The organism is Notoacmeibacter ruber, assembly GCF_003668555.1.
GTDB classification, from domain to species: Bacteria; Pseudomonadota; Alphaproteobacteria; order Rhizobiales; family Rhizobiaceae; genus Notoacmeibacter; species Notoacmeibacter ruber.
Genome location: NZ_RCWN01000001.1, coordinates 1,903,208 through 1,926,882, shown reverse-complemented (window position 1 = coordinate 1,926,882; position 23,675 = coordinate 1,903,208). Strand labels below are relative to the sequence as shown.

At 60.8% G+C, this 23,675-nt stretch carries 26 protein-coding genes; 14 read left to right on the top strand and 12 right to left on the bottom strand.

The features are described 5' to 3' along the window. Window positions 1-3 precede the first annotated feature (3 nt). Window positions 4-1,011, bottom strand: coding sequence for an AAA family ATPase (locus D8780_RS09195; protein WP_121645321.1), 1,008 nt, complete (start codon window positions 1,009-1,011; stop codon window positions 4-6). Window positions 1,012-1,121: 110 nt separating this feature from the next. Between D8780_RS09195 and D8780_RS09190 the strand changes: the two genes are divergently transcribed. The 4 genes from D8780_RS09190 to D8780_RS09175 all read left to right on the top strand — a co-directional run bounded on the left by D8780_RS09190 (window position 1,122) and on the right by D8780_RS09175 (window position 5,007). Continuing rightward, window positions 1,122-1,745 (top strand): DUF1285 domain-containing protein, encoded by a 624-nt coding sequence (locus D8780_RS09190; protein WP_121645320.1) that lies wholly within the window; start codon window positions 1,122-1,124, stop codon window positions 1,743-1,745. Further along, window positions 1,742-2,398 carry a CoA pyrophosphatase gene (locus tag D8780_RS09185; RefSeq protein ID WP_245412314.1) on the top strand — a complete coding sequence of 219 codons (657 nt, stop codon included), beginning with the start codon at window positions 1,742-1,744 and terminating at the stop codon, window positions 2,396-2,398. Before D8780_RS09190 ends, D8780_RS09185 begins: the two co-directional genes overlap by 4 nt. Further along, window positions 2,395-3,651, top strand: a complete 1,257-nt coding sequence (locus D8780_RS09180) for a CCA tRNA nucleotidyltransferase (RefSeq protein WP_121645319.1) — start codon at window positions 2,395-2,397, stop codon at window positions 3,649-3,651. The genes D8780_RS09185 and D8780_RS09180 overlap by 4 nt, the downstream gene beginning before the upstream one ends. An 87-nt stretch (window positions 3,652-3,738) precedes the next feature. Then, window positions 3,739-5,007, top strand: coding sequence for an MFS transporter (locus D8780_RS09175; RefSeq protein ID WP_121645318.1), 1,269 nt, complete (start codon window positions 3,739-3,741; stop codon window positions 5,005-5,007). Here D8780_RS09175 and D8780_RS09170 read toward each other — a convergent pair. Next, window positions 4,944-5,612: a TetR/AcrR family transcriptional regulator gene (locus D8780_RS09170; RefSeq protein ID WP_121646484.1), complete on the bottom strand. Its 669-nt coding sequence runs from the start codon at window positions 5,610-5,612 to the stop codon at window positions 4,944-4,946. The genes D8780_RS09175 and D8780_RS09170 overlap by 64 nt on opposite strands. Before the next feature lie 66 nt (window positions 5,613-5,678). On the opposite strand from D8780_RS09170, the gene D8780_RS09165 reads away from it, so the two are divergent. Further along, on the top strand, window positions 5,679-6,398 hold the full coding sequence (locus D8780_RS09165) for an SDR family oxidoreductase (protein ID WP_121645317.1): 720 nt from the start codon (window positions 5,679-5,681) through the stop codon (window positions 6,396-6,398). Between the two features lie 33 nt (window positions 6,399-6,431). On the opposite strand, the gene D8780_RS09160 is transcribed toward D8780_RS09165, so the two are convergent. From D8780_RS09160 to hemF, 5 genes are all read right to left on the bottom strand, one after another. Next, the gene (locus tag D8780_RS09160) at window positions 6,432-7,349 is read right to left on the bottom strand and encodes a LysR substrate-binding domain-containing protein (RefSeq protein ID WP_121645316.1); all 918 of its coding nucleotides are present in this window, start codon (window positions 7,347-7,349) and stop codon (window positions 6,432-6,434) included. Between the two features lie 476 nt (window positions 7,350-7,825). Continuing rightward, window positions 7,826-8,338: a hypothetical protein gene (locus tag D8780_RS15680; RefSeq protein WP_147440303.1), complete on the bottom strand. Its 513-nt coding sequence runs from the start codon at window positions 8,336-8,338 to the stop codon at window positions 7,826-7,828. Window positions 8,339-8,618: 280 nt separating this feature from the next. Beyond that, window positions 8,619-8,801, bottom strand: a complete 183-nt coding sequence (locus tag D8780_RS09150) for a DUF1059 domain-containing protein (RefSeq protein WP_121645314.1) — start codon at window positions 8,799-8,801, stop codon at window positions 8,619-8,621. 90 nt (window positions 8,802-8,891) lie between these two features. Continuing rightward, entirely contained in the window at window positions 8,892-10,316 is a 1,425-nt protein-coding gene (locus D8780_RS09145; protein ID WP_121645313.1) for a DUF2252 domain-containing protein, read from the bottom strand. A gap of 102 nt (window positions 10,317-10,418) precedes the next feature. After that, a complete protein-coding gene (hemF, locus tag D8780_RS09140; protein ID WP_121645312.1) occupies window positions 10,419-11,336 on the bottom strand; it encodes an oxygen-dependent coproporphyrinogen oxidase in 918 nt (305 codons plus the stop codon). 142 nt (window positions 11,337-11,478) lie between these two features. Here hemF and D8780_RS09135 point away from each other — a divergent pair, with 142 nt between their 5' ends. Then, a complete protein-coding gene (locus tag D8780_RS09135) occupies window positions 11,479-11,727 on the top strand; it encodes a hypothetical protein (protein WP_425373648.1) in 249 nt (82 codons plus the stop codon). Between the two features lie 5 nt (window positions 11,728-11,732). Here D8780_RS09135 and D8780_RS09130 read toward each other — a convergent pair whose 3' ends face one another. After that, entirely contained in the window at window positions 11,733-12,224 is a 492-nt protein-coding gene (locus D8780_RS09130; protein WP_121645310.1) for a tRNA (cytidine(34)-2'-O)-methyltransferase, read from the bottom strand. Between the two features lie 141 nt (window positions 12,225-12,365). Here D8780_RS09130 and D8780_RS09125 point away from each other — a divergent pair, with 141 nt between their 5' ends. From D8780_RS09125 to D8780_RS09095, 7 genes are all read left to right on the top strand, one after another. Next, window positions 12,366-14,246: an ABC transporter ATP-binding protein gene (locus D8780_RS09125; protein ID WP_121645309.1), complete on the top strand. Its 1,881-nt coding sequence runs from the start codon at window positions 12,366-12,368 to the stop codon at window positions 14,244-14,246. Beyond that, window positions 14,243-16,177, top strand: coding sequence for an ABC transporter ATP-binding protein (locus D8780_RS09120; protein ID WP_245412313.1), 1,935 nt, complete (start codon window positions 14,243-14,245; stop codon window positions 16,175-16,177). Before D8780_RS09125 ends, D8780_RS09120 begins: the two co-directional genes overlap by 4 nt. Window positions 16,178-16,181: 4 nt before the next feature. Beyond that, complete coding sequence (locus D8780_RS09115) at window positions 16,182-16,535, top strand: DUF6665 family protein (protein ID WP_121645308.1); 354 nt, start codon at window positions 16,182-16,184, stop codon at window positions 16,533-16,535. A 199-nt stretch (window positions 16,536-16,734) separates the two neighbouring features. Next, window positions 16,735-17,316: a ubiquinol-cytochrome c reductase iron-sulfur subunit gene (petA, locus tag D8780_RS09110; RefSeq protein ID WP_199699580.1), complete on the top strand. Its 582-nt coding sequence runs from the start codon at window positions 16,735-16,737 to the stop codon at window positions 17,314-17,316. Window positions 17,317-17,340: 24 nt separating this feature from the next. Continuing rightward, window positions 17,341-18,654: a cytochrome b gene (locus tag D8780_RS09105; RefSeq protein WP_121645307.1), complete on the top strand. Its 1,314-nt coding sequence runs from the start codon at window positions 17,341-17,343 to the stop codon at window positions 18,652-18,654. 326 nt (window positions 18,655-18,980) lie between these two features. After that, on the top strand, window positions 18,981-19,847 hold the full coding sequence (locus D8780_RS09100) for a cytochrome c1 (protein WP_245412394.1): 867 nt from the start codon (window positions 18,981-18,983) through the stop codon (window positions 19,845-19,847). Window positions 19,848-19,972: 125 nt separating this feature from the next. Further along, on the top strand, window positions 19,973-20,533 hold the full coding sequence (locus D8780_RS09095; RefSeq protein WP_121645306.1) for an adenine phosphoribosyltransferase: 561 nt from the start codon (window positions 19,973-19,975) through the stop codon (window positions 20,531-20,533). Window positions 20,534-20,617: 84 nt separating this feature from the next. Here the strand turns inward: D8780_RS09095 and D8780_RS09090 are convergent, their stop codons facing one another. From D8780_RS09090 to ychF, 3 genes are read right to left on the bottom strand one after another with little or no spacing between them, the layout of a single operon-like run. Beyond that, window positions 20,618-21,097, bottom strand: a complete 480-nt coding sequence (locus D8780_RS09090; RefSeq protein WP_121645305.1) for a MaoC family dehydratase — start codon at window positions 21,095-21,097, stop codon at window positions 20,618-20,620. Further along, window positions 21,094-21,582: a MaoC family dehydratase gene (locus D8780_RS09085; RefSeq protein WP_121645304.1), complete on the bottom strand. Its 489-nt coding sequence runs from the start codon at window positions 21,580-21,582 to the stop codon at window positions 21,094-21,096. Before D8780_RS09085 ends, D8780_RS09090 begins: the two co-directional genes overlap by 4 nt. 38 nt (window positions 21,583-21,620) lie before the next feature. After that, a complete protein-coding gene (ychF, locus tag D8780_RS09080; protein WP_121645303.1) occupies window positions 21,621-22,724 on the bottom strand; it encodes a redox-regulated ATPase YchF in 1,104 nt (367 codons plus the stop codon). Window positions 22,725-22,841: 117 nt separating this feature from the next. Here ychF and clpS point away from each other — a divergent pair, with 117 nt between their 5' ends. Continuing rightward, on the top strand, window positions 22,842-23,171 hold the full coding sequence (clpS, locus tag D8780_RS09075) for an ATP-dependent Clp protease adapter ClpS (protein ID WP_425373627.1): 330 nt from the start codon (window positions 22,842-22,844) through the stop codon (window positions 23,169-23,171). Window positions 23,172-23,198: 27 nt separating this feature from the next. On the opposite strand, the gene D8780_RS09070 is transcribed toward clpS, so the two are convergent. Next, complete coding sequence (locus D8780_RS09070) at window positions 23,199-23,645, bottom strand: DUF8051 family protein (RefSeq protein ID WP_199699579.1); 447 nt, start codon at window positions 23,643-23,645, stop codon at window positions 23,199-23,201. Window positions 23,646-23,675 lie beyond the last annotated feature (30 nt).

The window sequence follows — 23,675 nt, the reverse complement described above, 5'->3', positions numbered from 1 at the left end:
TTCCTATCGCAGGCTCTTCGCCAGATCGGCGATGACATCCCTTATCCTCGTGCCTTCCGCCCTTGCGCCGAAGCTCAACGCCATACGGTGTTGCAGAACCGGCTCGGCCAGAGCAGCCACATCGTCGATGGAGGGGGCCAGCCGTCCATCATAAAGCGCTCGCGCACGTGCGCAGAGCGTCAATGCCTGGCTGGCGCGCGGGCCGGGGCCCCAGGCGACCTGCCGGTCGATCTCATCATTGCCATGGCCGGGCCGTGCTGATCGCACAAGCTGCAAAATGGCGTCCACCACGGAATCGGGGACGGGCATGCGTCGCACCAGTTCCTGAATTTCCATCAGCCGGCCTGCGCTGACGACGCTTCTGGCGCGCGCGCTGGAAATGCCGGTCGTGTCGGTGATGATGCGCCGCTCAGCATCGAGGTCAGGATAATCGATGTCGACTTGCATGAGGAAGCGGTCGAGCTGCGCTTCGGGCAGTGGATAGGTGCCTTCCTGCTCCAACGGGTTCTGCGTGGCCAGAACATGGAATGGCTGCGGCAGGTCGTAACGCTGGCCCGCCACTGTCACATGATATTCCTGCATGGACTGCAAAAGCGCCGACTGGGTGCGGGGGCTCGCGCGGTTGATCTCGTCGGCCATCAGCAGCTGGGCGAAGACCGGACCGGCCACGAAGCGGAAGGCGCGTTTGCCGGCTTCGTTCTCTTCGAGGATCTCGGTGCCGAGAATATCGCCCGGCATCAGATCCGGGGTGAACTGGATGCGCCGTGCATCGAGCCCGAGAACCGCGCCGAGCGTCTCCACCAACAGCGTCTTGGCAAGGCCCGGCACACCGACGAGAAGCGTATGTCCGCCGGCCAGCACAGCCACCAGCGTGCGTTCGACGACGGTCTCCTGACCGAAGATGATCTCGCCGACCGCGCGTTTGATCTCATCGATATCGGCAAGGGCACTTTCGGCGCTTGCCAGCATTTCCTCCTCGGTCATCGTGCCGGGTTCGGTCAGTGCACTCATGGAGGATACGCCTTGGCTTTTTCAGAATCAGGGACCTTACATTCCAAGTTCAAAGCTTAAGGGATCGAATAAGGCTGGCAAGCGCGCGCGCCATGACTATTTCGTAAGGCATGAAAAAGCCTCAACCGGACCGTCAGGAAATGGAACAAGAAGGTGCCGACGCGCTCGAAGCGCTGATCTCGCGATCTGTCAGCAATGGGCGCGACCCGGCCCCTGTCGAGATGTGGGAACCCGACAATTGCAGGGATATAGGCCTCTCCATCGGGGCGGACGGCACTTGGCTCTACAAGGATTCGCCGATCGAGAGAGAGCGGATGGTTCAACTCTTCTCTTCGGTGCTGCGCAAGGATGAAGACGGGCAGACCTATCTCGTCACGCCGGTCGAGAAGGTGGTGGTGAATGTGGCAGACGCGCCCTTTATCGCTGTCGAATGTGTGTCGAGCGGTGTCGGCAAGAACCGGGTTCTGACGTTTCGCACCAATGTCGGCGACGTGGTCGAGGCCGGCCCGGATCATCCGATCCACTTCGACGGAGCGGAAGAGGACGGACCTCTGAAGCCCTATCTGCGTGTGCGGGGCCGCCTTCAGGCTCTGGCAACGCGTGCGGTGACGTTCGATCTCGTTGCCATGGCGGAGCCGATGACCGTCGGTGATGTCGAGGTTCTCGCGGTCCACAGCCGTGGCGCGGTCTTTCCGATTGCTCCGATGGACCGGCTGGAAGCGATGGGCGAATGAGGCCACCCGGCGGCATGGCGAACATCGAAACTGGGGAAAGCCTTTATTCGACAGATGATTTCCGTCTTAGGGCGAGCAAGGAGGCCGGGCCGTTCGAGACGCGCGACTGGGGCGATCATCGCTGGAATCTCGACATTGCGGATCATTTCTTCCGGCGATCGCAACGCGACGCGGCCGTTCTTATCGGCGTAATCGAGAGATCGGAGGGCGCGAACGTTCTGCTGACCCGTCGCACCGATCATCTGAAAACCCATTCCGGCCAGGTGGCCTTTCCGGGCGGGCGGATTGATCCCGGTGATGACGGGCCGGTTGCCGCGGCATTGCGCGAGGCGGAGGAAGAAGTGGCGCTGCCGCAGGATCGCGTCGAAGTGCTCGGCCGCCTACCCGACTATTCCACGGGCTCCGGTTTCAGGATTGTGCCCGTTCTGGCCCTGCTTCATCCGCCGTTCGATCTTATGCCCGAACCGGGCGAGGTGGCGGACATTTTCGAAGTGCCGCTCTCTTTCCTGATGGAGCAGGCCAATCACATTCAGGATAGTCGCATCTGGGAAGGCCAGCGCCGCTATTATTGGACCATGCCGTTTGACGACTGGCACATTTGGGGCGTAACCGCCGGCATCATTCGGATGATGCAGGAGAGACTTTACCCTTGAACGAACCGATCTCGATCGCTGATCGCGCCTCCTGGCTGAAAGAGCCGGAGCTACAAACCCTTCTTGCTGCCTTGGGTTCGGAAGGCGAAAAAGCACGCATCGTTGGCGGCGCAATCCGCAATGTGCTGCTCGGCATGCCGGCCGGCGACATCGACATCGCCACCACGACCGATCCAGCCGAGACCACGCGCCGGATCGAAGGCGCCGGCTTTCGCGCGATCCCGACAGGTGTCGAACACGGGACGATCACGGCGGTAGCCGGCGGCCGCGTCTTGGAGGTCACAACCCTTCGCGCTGATATCGCGACGGATGGTCGCCACGCGAAAGTTCGTTTCGGGACGGATTGGGCAGATGACGCCCGACGGCGTGATTTTACGATCAACGCTCTCTATGCCGATGCGGATGGCACGGTGCATGATTTCGTCGGCGGCCTGGACGATCTCGACACAAGGACGATCCGCTTCATCGGCGATGCGCGCGAGCGGATCGAAGAGGATTATCTGCGGATTTTGCGCTTTTTCCGGTTCTTTGCGTGGTACGGCGAAGGCCGGCCGGATGCCGACGGTTTGCGGGCCTGTGCGGCCCTGAAGACTGGTCTCGACCGGCTGTCCGCCGAGCGCGTCTGGAGCGAAATGCGCAAATTGCTTGCCGCGCCTCATCCGCGCCGCGCGCTCCTCTGGATGCGGACAGCGAGTGTGCTCACCACCATTATTCCCGAAAGCGAAAAATGGGGCATCGACCTTGTCGCGCCTCTTGTCGAAACAGGCGAACAGGCCGGCTGGGAACCCGACGCGCTTCTCAGGCTGATAGCGATGCTGCCGCCGGACGCGAGCCGGCTCGCCGCTCTCGCGGAGCGTCTGAAACTTTCCAATGCCGAGCGCGACCGTCTCCTGGCCTTTGCGACCACGGACCCTGTTGCGGCGGGTGTCTCCGACCGTGAGTTGAAGGTGCGCCTTTACCGGCAGGGCCACGGGCCTGTACGTGATCGTCTGCGCCTTTCCCTGGCTTCTGCGCGGGGCAGGGCAGCGGAGCAGGACGGTGCACTGATCGAGGCGGGCCGTTACGCCGCCATGCTCGATCTCGTCGAGAGCTGGGACATTCCCGTCTTTCCCTTGCGCGGCGCAGACCTTCTGGAAGCCGGCATTCCGGCCGGGCCTGAAATCGGCAAACGTCTCAAGGCCGCTGAAGAGAGCTGGATCGAAAGCGATTTCAGTCTGGCCCGTGAGGACCTGCTGACACAGGCGTTGAACTGATCCAATCCGCCGTTATCCAATCGGGCGATTGACGCCAAAGCCCAAAAACGGCATGGCGCGTTTTTGCTGGCGGAATCGGAGAGCGCCATGTTGAAGCTTGTCGCAGGCGTCTGGGCGCTACTCCTCGGTGTGTTCCTGATCATGATCGGGAACGGCATGCAATCGACGCTGATGGGCGTGCGCGGCGAGATCGAAGGCTTCTCGACCTTCGCGCTTTCCCTCGTGACCTCCGGCTACTTTCTCGGATTTCTCGTCGGCTCGCGTATCACGCCGGTCCTGATCCGCAAGGTGGGGCATGTGCGCTCCTTTGCGGCGCTCGGCTCGCTCATGTCGGCGGTGCTGATCGCCTATCCTCTGCTGACCGATCCGTGGTCATGGACATTGCTGCGCATCGTGCTCGGTTTCAGCATATCCGGCATCTACGTGACCTCGGAGAGCTGGCTGAACGACAGCGCGACCAACGAGACGCGCGGCGCGCTGCTCTCGGCCTATATGCTGGCGCAGATGGCCGGTCTGGTCGGCGCGCAGGGCCTCGTCAATGTCGGCGACGCGGCCAGTTCGGTCCCCTTCATCCTGGCGTCGATCTTCGTGTCGCTAGCCTTTACGCCCGTGCTGCTCTCCGCCGTGCCGCTGCCGGCGGTGGAGGCCGTCAAGCCGATGACGCTGCGCGAACTCTACGATCGTTCGCCGACGGCGACGGTCGGCACGGCCATCGTCGGGGCGGTCATCGCGGCGCAGATGGGCATGGCGGCCGTCTATGGCGCAAAGATCGGCCTCAATGTGCGAGACGTTTCGATCTTCATCGCGTCGATCTTCCTCGGCTCGCTCATCTTCCAGTATCCGGTTGGGCGCCTGTCGGACCTGATGGACCGGCGCATCCTCATCATAACGCTGTCGGTGGTCGGCGGGGTGGCAAGCCTCTTTCCCTTCTTCATCCAGGGGAGCTTTCTGGTTCTTCTGGTCGCGGGTCTTTTCGCCGGCGGTGTTGCGAGCCCGCTCTATTCGCTGATGATCGCCTACACCAACGACTATCTGGAGCGCGAAGACATGCCGGCTGCCGCCAGCGGCATGATCTTCATCTATGGCGTTGGCGCGGTATCGGGCCCGATCATCATCGGCCAGGCGATGGAAATGGCTGGACCGGCCATCTTCTGGGTTCTGATGACGATCCTGTTCGCGATGATTGCGGCCTATACCGGCTGGCGGGTGACGCAACGCGCGGCGCCTATCGGCGACGATTCGGCCTATATCGCCGTGCTGCCGACCTCCTCGGCGGTTGCCGTGGACGCGGCTTATGAATGGTATGAGGAGGCCGCATCGGAGAGTGAGGCGGAGGACGAAGCAGCGGCAATATAGGTCTGGCACATGACAACCAGGTTTCGCCGCAGTTCCTCCGCATCGTCCGAAGGCAAGCCCCTTTCGAAAGCATTGCGGACGGTGCCGTAGATCACCGATGTCAACGTCAGGTTGGTCGCTGCGACATCGGAGAGCGCGCTGTCGCTGGTGCTTGCGAACATCGCCTCGGTCGCTCTGTCGACGCGCGCGGCGAACTCATGCATCAGCGCGTCGTTATCGAGCTCGGCCACCGAGCGGTAGAGTGCTCGTGTGAGATCGGCACGCTCCATCTTTGCACGCCAATAGGTCGCGATCAGAGCCTCGACCATGTGCGCGAGCGGCATCCCCTCCTGCTCGGCGCAAGTGGTCTCGATCCGCCCGGCCAGAGTATCGAGATAGCGCTTGTTCAGCGCATAGATCAGCGCCTGTTTGTTCGGGAAATACTGGTACATCGTGCCGACCGACACGCCGGCGCGTTCAGCCACCAGCGTGGTCGTCAGACCATTCATGCCTTTGCCGAGCAAAACCTGAATGGTGGCTTCGAATATGGCGTCGACGGTCACGCGCGAGCGGCTCTGGACCGGTGTTTTCCGCGCTTTCAGAGCGGTTGGCGTATCGTGTGGCATATGCGAATTCCAAAAGCTGAAGTTTTCTTCATTTTTAGAGGAGGCGAACAGCAAAGGAAAGAACACATGACCCAGCAACGCATTGCTCTCGTGACCGGCGGCAATAAGGGGATCGGTTTTCAGATCGCGCGTCAATTGGCCGAGGCCGGCATCGAAGTCGTCATCGGATCGCGCGACGAAGGGCGCGGCGCAGAGGCGGTGGCGGAACTGGCGGAAGACCAGCTTTCGGCAAGCAGCATCGAGCTTGATCTGAACGCACCTGAAACACTTCTTGCGGCGGCTGACACGTTGAAGGCCCGGCATGGCCGTCTCGACATTCTGGTCAACAATGCGGGGATCTTCGACTTTGGTGACGGCCCGCCCGCCACAGCGTCGATCGATGCCGTCCGCCATGTGATGGAGGTGAACTTCATCGGCACGCTCGCGGTGACGCAGGCCATGCTGCCACTTCTGCAGGCCGCGCCGGAAGGACGCATCGTCAATCTGTCGAGTTCGCTCGGCTCTCTGACCCTGAACGGCGATCCGGATTCGGCCTACTATTCGCAGCGATATATCGGTTACAACGCCTCGAAGGCCGCGCTGAACATGCTCACCGTGCAATTGCACGAGGAACTGAAGGAGACCGGCATAAAGGTCAATTCGGTCAGTCCCGGTTTCGTCAAGACCGACCTGACAGGCTATGGCACGATGACGCCTGAAGAGGGCGCTCGCCTACCTGTTCGATATGCACTGGAAGGCGAAGAAAGCGGCCGGTTCATCGAGCCCGACGGCATGACGCCCTGGTGATCGAAGCAATAAGCCGGAAGAGGATGCCCGCCCTCAGGAGTGAGGACTGGCGTCCGGCTTCATGTCGTCCGCCATCTCGGCCAGAAGCCAGTCGCGAAAGGCCTTGATCTTCGGCACGTTCCGCCGCCGCTCGGAATAGCAGAGCCAATAGGACTGGCCCATCTCTTCCACCAGTGGGAAGGGCTGGATCAATGTGCCGCTCTCCAGCTCGGAGCGGTAAAAGTCCGGGGTGAGGATGGCGACACCCATTCCGCCGAGCGCCATCCGCGCCTCCAGAAACTGGTCGCCCATGGACGATTTGGGCCGCTCCTTCAATTCCTCGGCATCGACACCCGCGGCAGTGAACCAGGCGTCCCACCAGGGGTCCCGGGCATCGATCAGCGGCAGCTTGAGAAGATCGCGAGGTTCGCGCTGCGGCCCGTATCGTTCAAGTAGAGCGGGGCCAAGCATCGGTGTAAAGCTCGCCTTAAACAGTTCGTGAGAGCGCAGCCCCGGCCATTTGCCCTTGCCGGAGCGAATGGCGACGTCGACCTCCTCGCTGGCAAAATCCGTCAGAACACGCGTCGCGGTAATACGGGTCGCAAGATCGGGATGGGCGATCTGAAACCGGCCCAGAATCGGCGACAGTTTCTGAACGGCGAAGGTCGGAATCACATTGATCGAAAGAACGCCCGAGGCTCTTTCGCGCACCGCCTCGAATGCCGAACCGACTTGATCCAGCGCCTTGCTGGCCGCCACCGCCAGCGTATCGCCGATTGCCGTCAGTTCGACCGCCCTCGGTCGGCGGATGAAGAGCGGCGCGCCGACGCGGTCTTCCAGCATCTTGATCTGATAGCTGACGGCCGCCTGCGTCATGCCCAGTTCATCTGCGGCGCGGGTGAAGCTCAGATGGCGCGCCGCGGCCTCGAAGACGCGAACGCTGGCGAGAGGCGGGAGATCATGGCGCGACATGCATAAAGACACCTTATATCGAACGTCTCATATTCCGTTGGATTTAGGCTTATAGATGCTGTTTGTCGATCCTCGACCATAAGGAGGATCATGCATGTCACGCGCTTTGCAGTCAGCCATTCCGTTCGTCGTCCGTCTGGTCAGAGGTCTGGCCGGTGCAGTATTCTCATTCCGTCATTCAATCGCTTCTCGAAGGAAAACGACTTCGAACAAGCGTCTCCAGATCGATCTGGAGACAGCGCCGGAGGATCGTCTGCGCGATCTCGGTCTGATGGATGGCCGCCCGGGTCGAAGGGGGCGGGCGGATTGGGAGTAGTCATCTGATGGAAGGCCGGCGGGCATTGTATCGCGGCTTCCAGCGACGACTCCGCCTATGTCAGCGTTCTGCCGATTTCGTCAGTCGTCGCGGTCGATGCGGCCTATGAGTGGTATGAAGGCGCATCGCTGAAAATGTCATCACCGGTCGCGTTTTTCAATCATAACTGTAAATTTATCATGCGAGATATCACTCTTAAGAACACCTCAATGCTCGGAATTAGAAAGATCAGACCGCCTGTTACGAGTAATGAGAAGCTAAAAAAGCACCGACCGGCCCTTTGACGATCTAAAAGCTCGAAATTTGCGACTATGGCGGCTACTGCCTCTTCTCGACGGCGTTTGTTTGCGACCGTTTGCGAGATAGCTCTACCGTTGTGAAAATAACTCATTGATTTTCGAACATCATGTTCACCTATAATTCCGAACATTATTCTATCGCCGCTTATATTGTCTCCGATCTCGTTCTTCGGGAAAACGCTCCCAAAATTTTCTAAAATTGAACGAAATTCTTCAGGTTTCAAACCTTCAACGATTGAGCGAACATAGGAATTTCTGTCGCCAAATTCCCTTATCTGCGTGGGGCAAAATATCCAGTAAATTAGAAGCCCTAAGGCAACTAGCACGCTTCCGCCATACAGCAGGTAAACACGCTGCAAGGGCGTCAACCACATGCCTTCACCAAGTACAGTAAATTTTAGAATTGCGTCTTGGAATACGTCGCCGAAAAGTACGATATAGCCTAACAATGGTAGTAGGCCTACGAGTTGGGGTAGACGGGTTCTGGTCAATCTGGCGCAGAAAGACCAGCGCAACGGCCAGAAGCGGTCAAAATAACATGGCTCGCGAAAGACAGTACTCATTCTAAGAATTTGGCTTGTTGAGACCTAAGTTACCAGACAAAAAACCCGCCGAGTTTCCCCGGCGGGTTTTTCATTGGTTATCTGCAGCGGATCAGGCCGGTTGCACCTCACGGATGCGGCTCTTGATCTCGTCGACCATATTTGGGCGGACATGCGTCTCGCCATGGGCGGAACGAAGATGCTCGCTGGCGCGGCGGACCACTTCCGCCTCTTCCTCGGCCTGGGTGTGCCAGTGGCAGCCCGGAACCAGGGTTCCGCAATCGAAGCGTTTCATGGTGAACCTCCTTCTTTCGCGTTGATGTAGAAGACTAACGAGGAAGGGGCGCCGGAAGTTCAAATTTTGCGTGCATCACCCGGTCCGGCTTCAGCGGTAGATGATATCGACCCGTTCGAACGCGCCGTCCTTGTGGTCCTCGCGGAAGAATTCGTGATCGGCGGCGAGCCGGTCGGCGGCTTCCTCGGCAAAGCGGATCAGATCCTTGATGAACAGTTTGCGCGGTTTCGCCGCTTCGATGATGGACGGCTCGACGTCGTAATCGATCTGGCCGAGATCGTCCGACAGCGCATGAGCCTGGGCGAGCGCCGCGCCGCAGACGCGGGCATAGTCCTTCCAGGTGCCGTAGCTGAGATCGTCCAGGTCGATATCGTCGCGGAAGGGCGCGCGTTCGCGGCTCATATAGCTCTCGCCGTCGATCTTGACCGCGCCATAGAAAATGTCGCCATGGGCAAGCTGCACGGACTGACCGTGGGCGATGCGGTCCGCTTCCTCGCCGGCATGGAATTCCGTCGGCGGCGTCAGGCCTTCCAGCGCGGACCGGCGCGCCTTCTTGAATTCGATGATGATATCGTCGGTCGCATCCTTGGACGGGCCTTCGATCAGCACATAGAAGCGTGGCAGGCCGAGCGATGCGGTGCCCTGTCCGTGGCGGACGCAGACATCCTTGACCTTGAGTTCGCCCGCCCGGTCCGGTGTCACCTCGATGCCGTTGGACTTGGCGAGGTCGTTGACTGCCTGCTGAAACTTGTCCCGTTCGCTTGAGATGGGTTGGAGTTCATCGCTAGCGCGGAAGCCGCGACCCGATGGCTTGAGATAGTCCCCCGAAAGCCATTCCTGCCGATCCGTCCACGCTTCCTTGAAAAGGCGCTGAATGACGTCCGGCGAGTTGTCCATGCGGTAGTCGTCATTGCTCTCGGTTGCGCGGTCCGCATAGTTCTGCATCGCCTGCAGATAGCCCTTGGCGAATTTCTTCACGATCTTGCGCCGTTTCTTGCGTTTCATACCGCCCGCCTCGCGCGCGGCGATCCAGAAGCCGACCGCGCCGCGTTTCAGATCCCAGGTGAAGGGCGCATAGACGGCCTCGTCGAAATCATTGACGCCGAAGATCGGCGCACCGTTCTTGTCCGGCATCACGCCGAAATTCTGCGGGTGGACGTCTCCAAGGGCCATGACCGACGGCATGTCGGAATCCATACCGACCATGTCGCGATAGAAGAGCAGTGCCGTGCCGCGATAGAACTTGAAGAAGTCCTTCGCCAATTCGTTGAACTTCACTTCCGCCGCAGGATTTCGTTGCTCGATCCGGTCGGCGTGATCCTCGCGCAGGGTCGAGCGAACGTGCCTGCGCCTTGCCTGGCCTTTCAGCAGGACGGGCGGGATGACCTCTTCGCCATCGGCGATGCGCTCGGCCAGCTTGCGGAATTCATCGACCTTGCCGCCCGACTTCTCGAAGATCTTGGCCGTGGTCTTCTGCAGTTCCGATTCTTGAGCCCGATTTCCGTTTTCCGACATGGCACGTGTCCCGATATGCTGCCTTCTGACCCGCATTGCGCTCTATCGCAATTAGGTCCGTTCGGCGCATCGTCCAAAGATCACGTTTCGGTGCGGCTCATCTCACGGCCATTTCACCGCTGGCGGCATGGATGAGAGGATCGAGGTGACGTTGCCCCCGGTCTTCAGGCCGAAGATCGTGCCGCGGTCGTAAAGCAGGTTGAACTCGACATAGCGGCCGCGCCGGACAAGCTGCTCCTCGCGCATCTCTTCGGTCCACGGCTTCTCGAAATTGCGCCGCACCAGCTCCGGGTAGACGCGCAGAAACGCCTTGCCGACATCCTGCGTGAAGGCGAAGTCCGCCGCCCAGCCACCATCGTCCTCGCTGGAGTGCTGCCAATCGTAGAAGATGCCGCCAATACCGCGCGGCTCGTTCCGGTGCGCCAGGTGGAAATAGCTGTCGCACCACGCCTTCATCTTGGGATAGTCGGCAACCGTATGGGCGCGGCAGGGCGCTTCCATCGCCTGATGGAAGGCGATCGTGTCGGGATCGTCCTGCCTCCGGCGCGCATCCAGCACCGGTGTCAGGTCCGCACCGCCGCCGAACCACCAACTCGTCGTCACCACGAAGCGGGTGTTCATGTGAACCGCGGGTACGTTGGGGTTCCACGGGTGGGCGATCAGGCTGATGCCGGAGGCCCAGAAAGACGGGTCTTGTTCAGCGCCCGGCATCTGCTTGCGGAACTCCGGCGAGAACTCGCCATGGACGGTCGAGGTGTGAACGCCGACCTTCTCGAAGACGCGGCCGCCCATCATTCCCATGACGCCGCCGCCACCATGGCCCTCATCCCTTGCCCATGGTGTCCGCTGGAAGCGGCCCGGCTCGTCGACGCCTGGCGGGAATGGGCCATCGGCTTCGTCCTCAAGCGTGACGAAGGCCGAGCAGATCTGGTCGCGAAGCGACTCGAACCATTGGCGCGCCGTCTTCTTCCTGGCCTCGATATCGGGCGGCAGGCCTTGCGGCAGGGTCGGGCGCTCCATGCTTTATCCTCGGTCGTGTTCGATGCGTCATTCTTGCCGGCAGCCGTTCATGCAGCCGCCGATTCGCAATTTTCGTCGGCCATGCCTAATCTTCCCCGGCAGGGCAAGTCCAGTTCGGGGCGGCCCGACACCAATGGAGGCCGTGATGGGTCCGCCGAAACGTCCGGCCCTCAAGGGGCTGTCGCAGCAGATCGCCGCGGGGCGCAACGGCGCGGGTGACAGTTTCGTGCGTGAAACCTTCCGTCTTCCCAGGCCAGAGGCGCGGCAGACCGCGCGTGACTTTCTGAACCGCTGGCCAAAGGCCGCCTATTGGAGCGAGGTCGAAAGCTGGCGGATCGTCGGCGACGACGAGATCGAGTTCACCATGCGCCGGCTGAAAAGCGCCGACTAGTCAGGTCAGTCCCCGCCGATAGCGAATTGTCGCGTGATCTCGCCGGCCACCATCGCCGCGCTGACGGCAAGGTTCAGGCTTCTCGCGCCCTGGCGCATCGGGATCGTCAGGCGCTCATCCGCTGCTTCATGCACATGGTCCGGCACACCGGCGCTTTCCCTGCCAAACAGAACGATATCGCCGGCGCGCCATTCGAAGGCGTGATAGGCGCGGTCGGCCTTGGTCGTCAGAAGCACAAGCCGCCGGCCCTCGGCCTTCCGCCAGCGTTCGAAAGCCATCCAATCGTCGAAGCGGGTGAGGGTCGCCATCTCAAGATAATCCATACCCGAACGTTTGAGCGCGCGATCGGAAAGGTCGAACCCTGCCGGGCCGATCACCGCCACCGGTAGTTCGAGGCACGCGCCCATACGCAGGATCGTGCCCGTATTGCCGGGTATATCCGGCTGGTACAGGGCGATAAGGGGACGATCGCCCGACCGGGCGCGCTGACCTGTCATGATCCGCTCCTAGTATTGTGTTCGCGCAGGCAGAGCCGCCATGCGTGGAAAAATTCCGAGCGCAGCCTTATATCGTCGCAACGCGTCGCGTCGAGCGCGCCATTCACACTCATCTTTGACCAGCGAACGGCCGGAGAGCACATGTTCAATTCGCTATTCGGCTGGTTTGAGCGACTGGCCGAACCCTTTCCGAAAATGCCTGCGGAGCGGCCTCCCAAAGGTCTCTTCGCCTTTATCTGGCACCATACAAAGCCCGTCTGGCCGCTGGTCCTGCTGGGCGGTATTCTGGCGGCCGCGATTTCTGTGGCTCAGATCGTGATCTTCAGTTTCATGGGCGATGTGGTGGACTGGCTTGCCGGCAGGCCGCCGGAAAACTTCTTCCAGGACGAATTCTGGACACTGGCCGGCATGGGCGCGCTGATCATGATCGTGATGCCTATTCTTGGCATCCTGCACGATCTGCTGCTGTTTCAGACCCTCGCCGGCAATTACCCGATGATCATTCGCTGGCAGGGACACAAATATCTGCTCCGGCAATCGGTGAGTTTTTTCTCGGACGAATTTGCTGGCCGTGTCGCCACAAAGCTGATGCAGGGTGCGCTCGGCACCCGCGAGGTTGTCATGAAGACGGTCGACGTCTTCGCTTATGTCGCTGTCTACTTCGTCGGCGCCGTCGCCCTGATGGCGACCTTCGACCCGGTCCTGATGGCACCCTTCCTGGTCTGGATCGGCCTCTATTTCTCGGCTATGGCGTTTTTCCTGCCGCGTCTGCGCAAGACCTCGGAGGTGCAGGCCAATGCCCGGAGCGAGATGACCGGCCGCGTGGTGGACAGCTACACCAATATCGCCACGATCAAACTGTTCGCCCATGCCGGGCGCGAAGAACGCTATGCGCGCGACGCGATGGAGCGTTTCCTGCATTCGGTCTTTCCGCAGATGCGTCTGGTCACGCTGCTGAACACCACCCTTGGCTTCCTCAACGCATCGCTTCTCTTTTCCGTCGCGGCGCTGGGGCTCTGGTCGTGGTCGCTCGGCACGGCGACGGTCGGTGCACTGGCCGTCGGACTTGGTCTCGTTATGCGCCTGGAAGGCATGAGCCACTGGGTGATGTGGGAGCTCGCCGGCCTTTTTGAAAATCTCGGCATGGCCGAGGATGCCGCGCAGATGCTGGCCAAGCCGCAGGAGGTGAAGGACAAGCCGAATGCCAAGCCGCTTTCGGTGACGGCTGGCGCAATCCATTTCGACGATGTCAGCTTCCATTACGGCAAGGGCGAAGGCGTAATCGGCCATCTCGATCTCGACATCAAGCCGGGCGAGAAGATCGGCCTCGTCGGCCGCTCCGGTGCGGGCAAATCGACTCTGGTCAACCTTCTTCTGCGTTTCCACGATGTGGAGGATGGCAGCATCCGGATCGACGGAACCGACATTGCCAAAGTCGATCAGGAGAGCCTGCGCGCGCATATCGGCGTGGTCACGCAGGATACCGCCCTGCTGCACCGTTCCGTTCAGGACAACATCCAGTATTCGCGCCCCGATGCAGCAATGGCCGAGATCGAACGCGCCGCGCGGCAAGCCAAGGCCATCGACTTCATCAACGACCTTAGTGACCCGACGGGTCGGACAGGCTTCGAGGCCCATGTCGGCGAACGTGGCGTCAAACTGTCCGGCGGTCAGCGTCAGCGCATCGCCATAGCCCGGGTCATGCTGAAGGATGCGCCGATCCTCGTTCTCGACGAAGCGACATCCGCGCTCGATTCCGAAGTCGAAGCCGCCATTCAGGACAGCCTCGATCAACTGATGGAAGGCAAGACCGTTATTGCCATTGCACACCGCCTCTCCACCATATCACAGATGGATCGGCTGGTTGTAATGGATCATGGCGCAATCGTGGAGCAGGGCGCCCACGACGAACTGATTGCCAATAATGGGCTCTATGCCCGCTTGTGGGCGCGTCAGTCGGGCGGCTTCCTGACGCTCGACGACGCCACCAGCGAAAATGCGCACGGGGTGGCAGCGCAGTGAGGCAAGCCGGCCAGTCCCCCGACCTTCCGACACAGGCAGATGACCTTCGTACCGATTACAACCGGCGCGAAACGATTTCGGACAGGGTCTTCGGCATTGCGGAAAACCGCATCGATCCGTTCCAGAAAGATGATGACAGCCTTCTTCCGCGCGATGCCGTGGCCTTCATCATGCATTTCGCCAAACAGGCAAAAGGCCCCTTCGCGGCGATGTTGATCGTTGGCGGCCTGTCGGGTGCGGTCGACGCTGCGCTTTACTGGTCGGTTGGCTGGCTGGTTGATCTGATGGAGCAGGAAGGACCGGCAAATTTCCTGTCGGATAATTGGCTGCCGCTGACTGGCCTTCTTCTTCTCATCCTTGTGGTCCGCGCGGCCGTCATGATCGGTCAGACCATGCTGGAACAGCAGGTCATCTCGCCCCGCTTCATCGCCATGATCCGGTGGCAATCGTTCCGACGGGTGATCGAGCAGCCGCTTTCCTTCTACCAGAACGATTTTGCCGGGCGCATCGCACAAAAGATCATTCAGGCCGGCGAGAGCACGACCGACCTTATCACCTCGCTTATCGGCACCTTCTGGTCATTTGCGACATTCGTTGTGCTGACCGCCTCAATTCTCGTTTCCATGGATCCTATTCTTGGTGTGGTCGTGGCGGTCTGGGCAGTCTGCTACGTCGCAGTCGCGCGCTTCCTTCTGCCGCGCGTTCGCAAGACCTCGCGCCGCCGGGCGAACGCCCGCTCCATTCTGAGCGGACGTCTGGTCGACGCTTTCACCAATATTCTCGCCGTCAAACTCTTCGACGATGGCCGGCGCGAACATGCCTTTGTCCGTGAAGGGGTGGAGCATTTGCTCTATGCGACGGCTCATGCAGCGCGTGCGATTACCACCGTACGGGCGTCGGTCGCCATATTGAATGGCGGGATGATGGCGGCGGTCGGCATCATCGCGGTGCGGGGCTGGCTTGCCGGAGATGTGACCACCGGCGCAATCGCGGCTGCGATGGGACTTGTCTTCCGCCTCAACCAGATGAGCGGCTGGGTGATGTTCAACATCAACGGCATCGTGCGCAACTTCGCCACGGTGCAGGACGCGACCGGCACGATCTCCGTACAGCCCGCGCTTCAGGACGCCCCGGATGCGATCGATATTCCCAGGGCGCGCGGCGCGATCGCCTTCGAGAATGTCTCGTTCAGCTATGGGCGTGACGACATGCCCGTCATCAAGAACTTGTCGTTTCGCATCGAGCCGGGCGAGAGGGTCGCGATCGTCGGCCCGTCTGGTGGCGGAAAGACCACGATCCTGTCTCTTCTCCTTCGGCTTTTCGACGTCGAAGAGGGTCGGATTACGCTCGATGGGCGTGATATTCGCGACCTGACCCAAGGTTCTTTGCGTCGCCAGTTTGGCATGGTCAGTCAGGAGCCGATGCTGATGCATCGCTCGATCCGCGACAATATTGCCTATGGCCGGCCGGAAGCGAGCGACGGGGATATCCGCGAAGCCGCGCGGCGGGCGGCCGCCGATACCTTCGTCGAAAAGGTGGGCGATCATCGCGGCCGGTCGGGATTCGATGCTCATGTGGGCGAGCGCGGCGTCAAGCTGTCCGGCGGTCAGCGACAGCGTATTGCGGTCGCTCGCATGGTGTTGAAGGACGCGCCGATCCTCGTTCTGGATGAAGCGACATCCGCTCTCGATTCCGAGATCGAGGCGGCCATCCAGGAATCGCTCGAAACGCTCATGGAGGGACGCACAGTGATTGCCGTTGCGCACCGGCTCTCCACCATCGCGCAGCTCGATCGGATCATCGTCGTCGATGGCGGGCAGATCGTGGAGCAGGGCAGCCATGACGAGCTTTTGTCCGAGGACGGCCTCTATGCGCGCCTCTGGAAGCGGCAGACGGGTGGTTTCCTGCCGCGCAATCTGGCCGCGGAGTAGGCGGATGGCTTTGCGCCCGCCCTCCCGCTACCGGGACGCGATGGAATCCATCGCGGACCGAAGCGATGCGCTTGGCTACGAGATCGCCGCCGAAAAGGCGTCCAGCCTGGGGCGGGCCGGAAAGTCTGTCGGCGAAGCACTTGAAGCATTGCGTCAGTTCGAGGCCGAGAATGACGCCGATCAGAACCGTTTGGGCGAGACGGAACGCGCCATGCGATCGGAGCTACTGCGCCGGGCTGCACGGGCGACTCATGCCTATTTCATCCAGCGCGAATTATGCGGCTTGCGGCGCCACCATGACGCGATTGCGCAGTACCGTATACCGCAATCGGTGCTTGCACGGCTCGGCGCGGCCTGACTGAAACGTTTCGCTCCACCGCTTTTGGACGAAAGTAAGGTGCGGGACTCTGGACAAGGGTCTCTCTGGCCAATAGAAGGGCGCGAAAAGACCGGGTAGTCGGGGGTCCCGGCGGCATAGACGCGTGTTTGACAACGTATCGGCCGTCAGGTTCCGACGGGTTCTCCGGGGGCCGGTCTCCCAGCAGAGGACAGTGAACGTGAGCGGAAACGACACGATCGGACATGGTGGCGAAGACGAGGCGACTCGTCGCGACTTTCTCTACATTGCGACAGGTATGGCGGCGGTTGTTGGTGCAGCCGGCGCGGTTTGGCCGTTCATCGACCAGATGCGGCCGGATGCGTCGACCTTGGCACTGGCATCGATCGATGTCGATGTCTCGGCGGTCGAGCCCGGCATGAGCCTGACGGCGAAATGGCGCGGTAAGCCCATCTTCATTCGCAATCGTACAGAGCGCGAAATTCAGGAGGCGCAGGAAGTGCCTCTCGGCGATCTCAAGGATCCGGTGGCCCGCAACGAAAATCTCAGCGGCGATGTCGAGGCCACGGATCTCAACCGCTCTGCTGGTGAGGGTAACGAAAACTGGATCGTCATGATCGGCTCGTGCACCCATCTGGGCTGTGTGCCGCTCGGCCAGGCCGGTGATTTCGACGGCTGGTTCTGCCCCTGCCACGGCAGTCACTACGATACGGCTGGCCGTATCCGCAAAGGCCCAGCGCCGGAAAATCTCGCTATTCCGACCTACGCCTTCACTTCCGATACGACCATTCGTATCGGCTGACATTTCGGAAGGGGGATTTAAGAGATGAGTGGACATTCCACCTATACGCCGAATTCGGGAGTCGAAAAGTGGATCGACGCCCGCCTGCCGCTGCCGCGCATGATGTACGACAGCTTCATCGCCTATCCGGTGCCGCGTAACCTCAACTACGCTTACACCTTTGGCGGTATCCTGATGGTCATGCTGGTGGTGCAGCTCCTTTCGGGCATCGTGCTCGCCATGCACTACGCCGCCGAGACGGGCGTCGCCTTCTCGTCCGTCGAGTTTATCATGCGGGACGTCAATTCCGGCTGGCTGCTGCGTTACATGCACGCCAACGGCGCATCGTTCTTCTTTATCGCCGTCTACCTCCATATTGCTCGCGGCTTCTATTACGGCTCCTACAAGGCGCCGCGCGAATTGCTCTGGATTCTCGGCGTCCTCCTCCTCTTCCTGATGATGGCAACGGCCTTCATGGGCTATGTTCTGCCGTGGGGGCAGATGTCGTTCTGGGGCGCGACCGTCATCACCGGCTTCTTCTCGGCCATTCCGGTCATCGGTGACTGGCTGCAGACCTTCCTTCTCGGTGGGTTCGCCGTCGACAATCCGACGCTGAACCGCTTCTTCTCGCTCCACTACCTTCTGCCCTTCATCATCGCCGGTGTCGTGATCCTTCACGTCTGGGCGCTGCATGTGGTCGGGCAGACGAACCCGACGGGCATCGAAGTGAAGAGCAAGACCGACACGCTGGCCTTCACGCCTTACGCGACCGTCAAGGACGGCCTCGCCATGGTCGTGTTCCTCCTCGTGTTCGCCTATTTCATCTTCTACATGCCGAACTATCTCGGACACCCGGACAACTACATTCCGGCCAACCCGCTGAAGACACCGGCGCACATCGTTCCCGAATGGTACTTCCTGCCTTTCTACGCGATCCTGCGCGCCATCACCTTCAATATCGGGCCGATCGACTCCAAGCTTGGCGGTGTTATCGCCATGTTCGCTTCGATCGCGGTCCTGTTCTTCGTGCCCTGGCTCGATACGTCCCGCGTCCGCTCGGCGGCATACCGCCCGTGGTTCAAGCTCTTCTTCTGGATCTTCGTGGTCGACTGCATCTTCCTCGGCTGGCTCGGCTCGCGCCCGGCCGAAGGTTCGGGCCTGATCGGTTTGCTGTTCCAGGGTGATTTCAGCGGAAACTATGTGGGCTATTCGCAGTTCGCTACGCTATTCTACTTCGCATTTTTCCTGGTCATCATGCCGCTTCTCGGTCTTATCGAGAAACCCAAACCGCTGCCCAACTCGATCACCGAATCTGTCTTGGCGAAGCGGGACAACACAGCCGCTCAACCGGCGGAATAAGTGGCTTGGACCAGCGACAGGGAATGAAACTGATGAATAATCTTCTCAAGGGCCTGGTCGGCGTCGGTCTTGGTCTCGGTGTAGCCACGGTCGTGTTTGCACAGGATCAGACGGAACAGCCGGCTGCAACGGAGCAGGCCGCTCCGGCAGACGAAACGGCAGGCGAAGATACCGGCGCGGCTTCCGATACGGCGGCGCAGGATGAAACGGCGCCTGCCACGAGCGAAGGCGAAGACGCCACCGCGGCGGGCGGTGAAGGCGAAGCTGTTGCGGACGACGAAGGTGATGCCGCCGCAGCAGATGCCGAGGCGGACGCCGACACGTCTGTGCCGGAAGACGGTGCGGCGTCGGCTGCCGATGAAGAGGGCGAACAGGACGCTACTGCCGAAGGTGAGGAAGAGCATGAGGGTGAGGGAGAAGCTTCCCACACCCAGCACTATCCGATCAAGAAGCCGATGCATGTCGACTGGTCATTTGCCGGCCCGTTCGGTCATTACGACATCGGGCAGCTTCAGCGTGGCCTGAAGATCTACAAGGAGGTCTGCTCGGCCTGCCACAGCATGAAGCGGGTCGCCTTCCGCGATCTGGAAGAGCTCGGATACTCCGAAGCGCAGGTGAAGACCTTTGCCGCCGACTACGAAGTCGAGGATGGCCCGAATGCCGATGGTGACATGTTCACCCGTCCGGCCACCGGTTCGGACCGCTTCCCGTCGCCGTTCCCGAATGAAGAGGCCGCCGCCGCCGCCAACAATGGCGCTGCGCCCCCCGACTTCTCGCTGCTGGCGAAGGCGCGGGCCGTCGAGCGCGGTTTCCCTCACTTCATCTTCGATATCTTCACCGGTTATGCCGAAAACGGCCCGGACTATATCTACAGCCTGTTGCACGGTTACGATGAAGAGACACCGGAGCATATCGAGCTTCCCGACGGCGTGAACTACAATCCCTATTTCATCTCTGCGGCAGGCCTCGCAATGGCCAAGCCCATTTTTGAGGGAATGGTGGATTACGATGACGGTTCGCCCCAGACGCTCGATCAGTACTCCAAGGACATCGCTGCCTTCATGATGTGGGCGGCAGAGCCCAAGCTGGAGCAGCGCAAGAAGATCGGTCTTCGTGTCATGCTCTTCCTGGTGCTCTTCGGTGCGCTTCTTTGGCTCACCAAACGCAAGGTCTGGCACAGCGTGAAGCACTGATCTCGCTTCAAATCGAAAAACGGAAAAGGCGCCTGCTTCATGCGGCGCCTTTTCTTTTGCGCCGGTGACTTGCCTGACATGTCATGGCGCGCAAAAACAAACCAAGAGCCTTAGAGGGTTGCTCCATGCCTGCGACGATTGCCGATGCTGATCTTGCCGAACGTCTGCGAAGTGCCATTCGCACGATTCCGGACTATCCGAAGCCCGGCATCATGTTCCGCGATATCACGACACTTCTGTCCAACGGACCGGCCTTTCGCGATGCGGTCAATGCAATGGCGGACCGGTTCCGCGGCGAGCGGATCGATTGTGTTGCCGGCATCGAGGCGCGGGGCTTCGTGCTGGGTGCGGCGGTGGCGCACGCCATGGGCGTTGGCTTCGTGCCGATCCGAAAAAGCGGAAAGCTGCCGCACAAGACGATCAGCCGCGAATATGCGCTCGAATACGGTACCGACCGGCTGGAGGTCCATATCGACGCCTTGCCCGATGGCGCACGTGTCCTTGTGATCGACGATCTGATCGCGACCGGAGGGACAGCTCTTGCCGGTGTGGAACTGGTCGAGGAACTGGGAGGCGATGTGGTCGCAGCGGCTTTCGTCATCGACCTGCCGGACCTCGGCGGTGCAGCCCGGCTCGCGGAGCGGGGCGTTCATGTCGAGATCCTGCTCAGCTTCGAAGGGCACTGACCTTCACGACGGCTGGTCGTTCGCCACAGAAACGGTGATAGCCCCGCGGGCCGCCTGCCAGTTGTGTGCGCTCATGAAGGGGACCTACGTGTCGGAGCGCAGAAAGACCGCCGACTGAAAGAGCATCACGCTTTCGTCATTCTGGTTCGTTGCCTCGACTTCGGTCTGCATCAGGCCCCAGCCGGGTCGTGATTGCGTATGTCGCGCCTCGGTGAGCGTTGAGCGGTAGGTGAGCGTATCGCCGGCATAGGTGGGACAGCGCCACTGCAGGTCGCGTAGCCCAGGAGAGGGGCCGCGTTCGGGAAGCGGACCTGTCCAGCCCGTCGCGGAGAGTAACGCCTCGTCGCCATTGGCGACATTGAGTTTCATGAAGATGGCGCACACATGCCAGCCGGATGCGCATAGACCTCCGAAATGGCTCTGCTTGGCCGCCGTTTCGTCCATGTGAAAGGGCTGCGGATCGAACTTATGTGCGAAGTCCTTGATGGCGTGGGCTTCGAATGTGTAGCTGCCCAGATCGAAGATCAGGCCCGGCTTGAGACGCGAAAAGAATATGTCGCTCATGATGCTGCATCCCCGTCGAAATTGGCAGGGTCGCGCAGACGCACCATGGCGGGATAGCGCAGCGACGCAATCGTTTGCCCGTTCTGGTCTGTCAGGACCGTTTCAAACTCGACGAAGCCGCGCTCCGGTCGTGATCTGGATACCCGCCGTTCGCCGACAGTCACCGTTCCGGAAAGTGTGTCGCCAGGGCGGAGCGGCTTCATCCATCGGACCTCTTCGACGCCCGGTGCGCCCTCCGACAGGCTGTTATTGATGAAAGCCTCGCACGCCATCGCCATGAAGAGACCGCATATATGCCAGCCGGATGCAATCAGGCCGCCGGTCTGTTTCGCCTGCTCGCTGTCGCCGTCGAGATGAAAGGGCTGGGGATCGAACTCCTCGGCGAAGGCGATAATCTCCTCGGCCGTCACATGGCGGGGTCCGAGCTGAAATTGCCGGCCGACCGTGAAGTCTTCGAATGCCAGTATCTGACCCTCTGCGTTCATCTCATTCATTTTCCGAGATACCTGTCACTCACGATCCGTCAGGTGTTGAAGCGGAAGAGCAGCACATCGCCGTCCTGAACGACATATTCCTTACCTTCATCGCGCGCCTTGCCGGCTTCCTTCGCGCCCTGTTCGCCTTTCAGGGCGACATAGTCGGGATAAGCGATGGTCTGCGCGCGGATGAAGCCGCGCTCGAAATCGGTATGGATGACGCCCGCCGCGCCTGGCGCCTTTGTCCCCCGCGCGATGGTCCAGGCTCGCGTTTCCTTCGGTCCTGCGGTGAAATAAGTGATGAGGTCAAGCAACTCGTATCCAGCACGGATGAGGCGGTCGAGGCCGGGTTCTTCGAGCCCCATCGTTTCCATGTATTCGGCGGCTTCTTCATCGTCGAGCTGTGCGATTTCGGCTTCGATCGCCGCAGAAATGACCACGGTGGATGCACCCTGCTCGTCCGCCATGGCCTTGACGGCGGCGCTATGCGCGTTGCCTTCGGCAGCGTCTTCTTCGGCAACGTTGCAGACATAGAGGACGGGCTTGCTGGTCAAAAGGTTGAGGCTGCGCAATATACGCAGATCTTCCGCCGCGATTCCGTCGAGCATGAGGCGGACCGGTTTGCCGTCCTGTAGCAGAATCAGGGCCTTTTCCATCACCGGCAGGAGCGTGATGGACTCCTTGTCCTTGCCCGTAGCCTTCTTGCGGGTGTTGACGATCCGCCGTTCGAGGCTCTCCAGATCGGACAGCATGAGTTCGGTCTCGACCGTATTGGCGTCGGCCACCGGGTCGATCCGGTTTTCGACATGGGTGATGTCGTCATCTTCGAAGCAGCGCAGCACGTGGACGATGGCGTCGACCTCGCGAATATTGGCGAGGAACTGGTTGCCGAGCCCTTCGCCCTTGGACGCGCCGCGCACGAGGCCGGCAATATCCACGAAGGAAATCCGCGTCGGGATGACCTCCTTGCTGCCGGCAATGCCGGCAATCGCCCGCATCCGACTGTCCGGAACAGCGACCTCTCCGGTGTTCGGCTCGATGGTGCAGAACGGATAGTTGGCGGCCTGTGCCGCGGCGGTCTTGGTCAGGGCGTTGAACAGGGTGGACTTGCCGACATTGGGCAGTCCGACGATGCCGCATTTGAAACCCATGGGGGAACGGTCCTCGGAATAGATATTTGGAATTTGCCGCAGGCTATGGGCGAGGGGAGGGCGGGCGTCAAGGACCGCCCTAATATCACAGGTGACAGTTCCCCATGGAGACAAGCCGTGAAGAAAGAGCCGAGCCTGCTGGAGGACGCGCCTGAGATCGAGCGCGGCACGATCACGAAGCCCAAACTTGAGAAGCCGCGACTCTACAAGGTGATCCTGCTGAATGACGATTATACGCCGCGCGATTTCGTGACGATGGTGCTACGCGCCGTCTTCCGCATCTCGACCGATCAGGCCCGCCGCGTCATGATGACGGCGCATCAGAAAGGAAGCTGCGTCGTGACCGTCGCGACGCGGGAGATTGCCGAGGAGAAAGCCAAGGAGGCGACCGACCTTGGCAGAAGCGAAGGCTTCCCGCTGATGTTTACGACAGAACCGGAGGAGTGAGCCGTCTGGGTCGTCGCTCTTAACCCTTCACGATTGTTCTGCGGCACTTTCGCGCGCTGAGAAGCCAAAATGGTCCAGAACGCGGTGACCCAACACGATCGCGTAGGCTGCGAGAATCGCATCGAGAATTTCGATAACGCCCAGAAGGAACGGCATCGGATCAGAAGATCGGGGGAAGACCTCTCCAAGATCCAGAAATACGACGAAGAGGTAGTTCCAGCCGCAGATGATGGCGAGCCACCCCGCACTTCGCTTGCCCTTCAGGGCCATGCCCCCCGCGAGAAGTGCCGTCAGGCCAAGGGCGATCAGATAGACGTTGAAGCCCCAGAAAACGGCTCCCCCGAGAGCTTTGAAGTCTCGTGTTTCCACGGGGCCGCCCGGCACCAGTGTCGCGAAGGTGGCGACGAGGGTGAGCAGAAGGAAGCCGAGCGGGCGGCTCACACCGGTTTGAAGGCGGCTTGCAGAAAGAGACATGGAGGCTATCCTTAAAATGACCGATTGGTC

Bases quoted from the DNA above. Each gene is read 5' to 3' on its own strand.
- ychF (WP_121645303.1), bottom strand. From the start codon at position 22,724: ATGGGTTTCAAATGCGGCATCGTCGGACTGCCCAATGTCGGCAAGTCC.
- D8780_RS09160 (WP_121645316.1), bottom strand. From the start codon at position 7,349: ATGTCGCGCCATGATCTCCCGCCTCTCGCCAGCGTTCGCGTCTTCGAG.
- D8780_RS09115 (WP_121645308.1), top strand. From the start codon at position 16,182: ATGGCTTTGCGCCCGCCCTCCCGCTACCGGGACGCGATGGAATCCATC.
- D8780_RS09165 (WP_121645317.1), top strand. From the start codon at position 5,679: ATGACCCAGCAACGCATTGCTCTCGTGACCGGCGGCAATAAGGGGATC.
- D8780_RS09195 (WP_121645321.1), bottom strand. From the start codon at position 1,011: ATGAGTGCACTGACCGAACCCGGCACGATGACCGAGGAGGAAATGCTG.
- D8780_RS09170 (WP_121646484.1), bottom strand. From the start codon at position 5,612: ATGCCACACGATACGCCAACCGCTCTGAAAGCGCGGAAAACACCGGTC.
- D8780_RS09090 (WP_121645305.1), bottom strand. From the start codon at position 21,097: ATGAGCGACATATTCTTTTCGCGTCTCAAGCCGGGCCTGATCTTCGAT.
- D8780_RS09095 (WP_121645306.1), top strand. From the start codon at position 19,973: ATGCCTGCGACGATTGCCGATGCTGATCTTGCCGAACGTCTGCGAAGT.
- D8780_RS09130 (WP_121645310.1), bottom strand. From the start codon at position 12,224: ATGACAGGTCAGCGCGCCCGGTCGGGCGATCGTCCCCTTATCGCCCTG.
- D8780_RS09185 (WP_245412314.1), top strand. From the start codon at position 1,742: ATGAGGCCACCCGGCGGCATGGCGAACATCGAAACTGGGGAAAGCCTT.
- D8780_RS09085 (WP_121645304.1), bottom strand. From the start codon at position 21,582: ATGAACGCAGAGGGTCAGATACTGGCATTCGAAGACTTCACGGTCGGC.
- D8780_RS09150 (WP_121645314.1), bottom strand. From the start codon at position 8,801: ATGAAACGCTTCGATTGCGGAACCCTGGTTCCGGGCTGCCACTGGCAC.
- D8780_RS09105 (WP_121645307.1), top strand. From the start codon at position 17,341: ATGAGTGGACATTCCACCTATACGCCGAATTCGGGAGTCGAAAAGTGG.
- D8780_RS09175 (WP_121645318.1), top strand. From the start codon at position 3,739: ATGTTGAAGCTTGTCGCAGGCGTCTGGGCGCTACTCCTCGGTGTGTTC.
- D8780_RS09070 (WP_199699579.1), bottom strand. From the start codon at position 23,645: ATGTCTCTTTCTGCAAGCCGCCTTCAAACCGGTGTGAGCCGCCCGCTC.
- D8780_RS09125 (WP_121645309.1), top strand. From the start codon at position 12,366: ATGTTCAATTCGCTATTCGGCTGGTTTGAGCGACTGGCCGAACCCTTT.
- D8780_RS15680 (WP_147440303.1), bottom strand. From the start codon at position 8,338: ATGTGGTTGACGCCCTTGCAGCGTGTTTACCTGCTGTATGGCGGAAGC.
- D8780_RS09145 (WP_121645313.1), bottom strand. From the start codon at position 10,316: ATGTCGGAAAACGGAAATCGGGCTCAAGAATCGGAACTGCAGAAGACC.
- hemF (WP_121645312.1), bottom strand. From the start codon at position 11,336: ATGGAGCGCCCGACCCTGCCGCAAGGCCTGCCGCCCGATATCGAGGCC.
- D8780_RS09190 (WP_121645320.1), top strand. From the start codon at position 1,122: ATGAAAAAGCCTCAACCGGACCGTCAGGAAATGGAACAAGAAGGTGCC.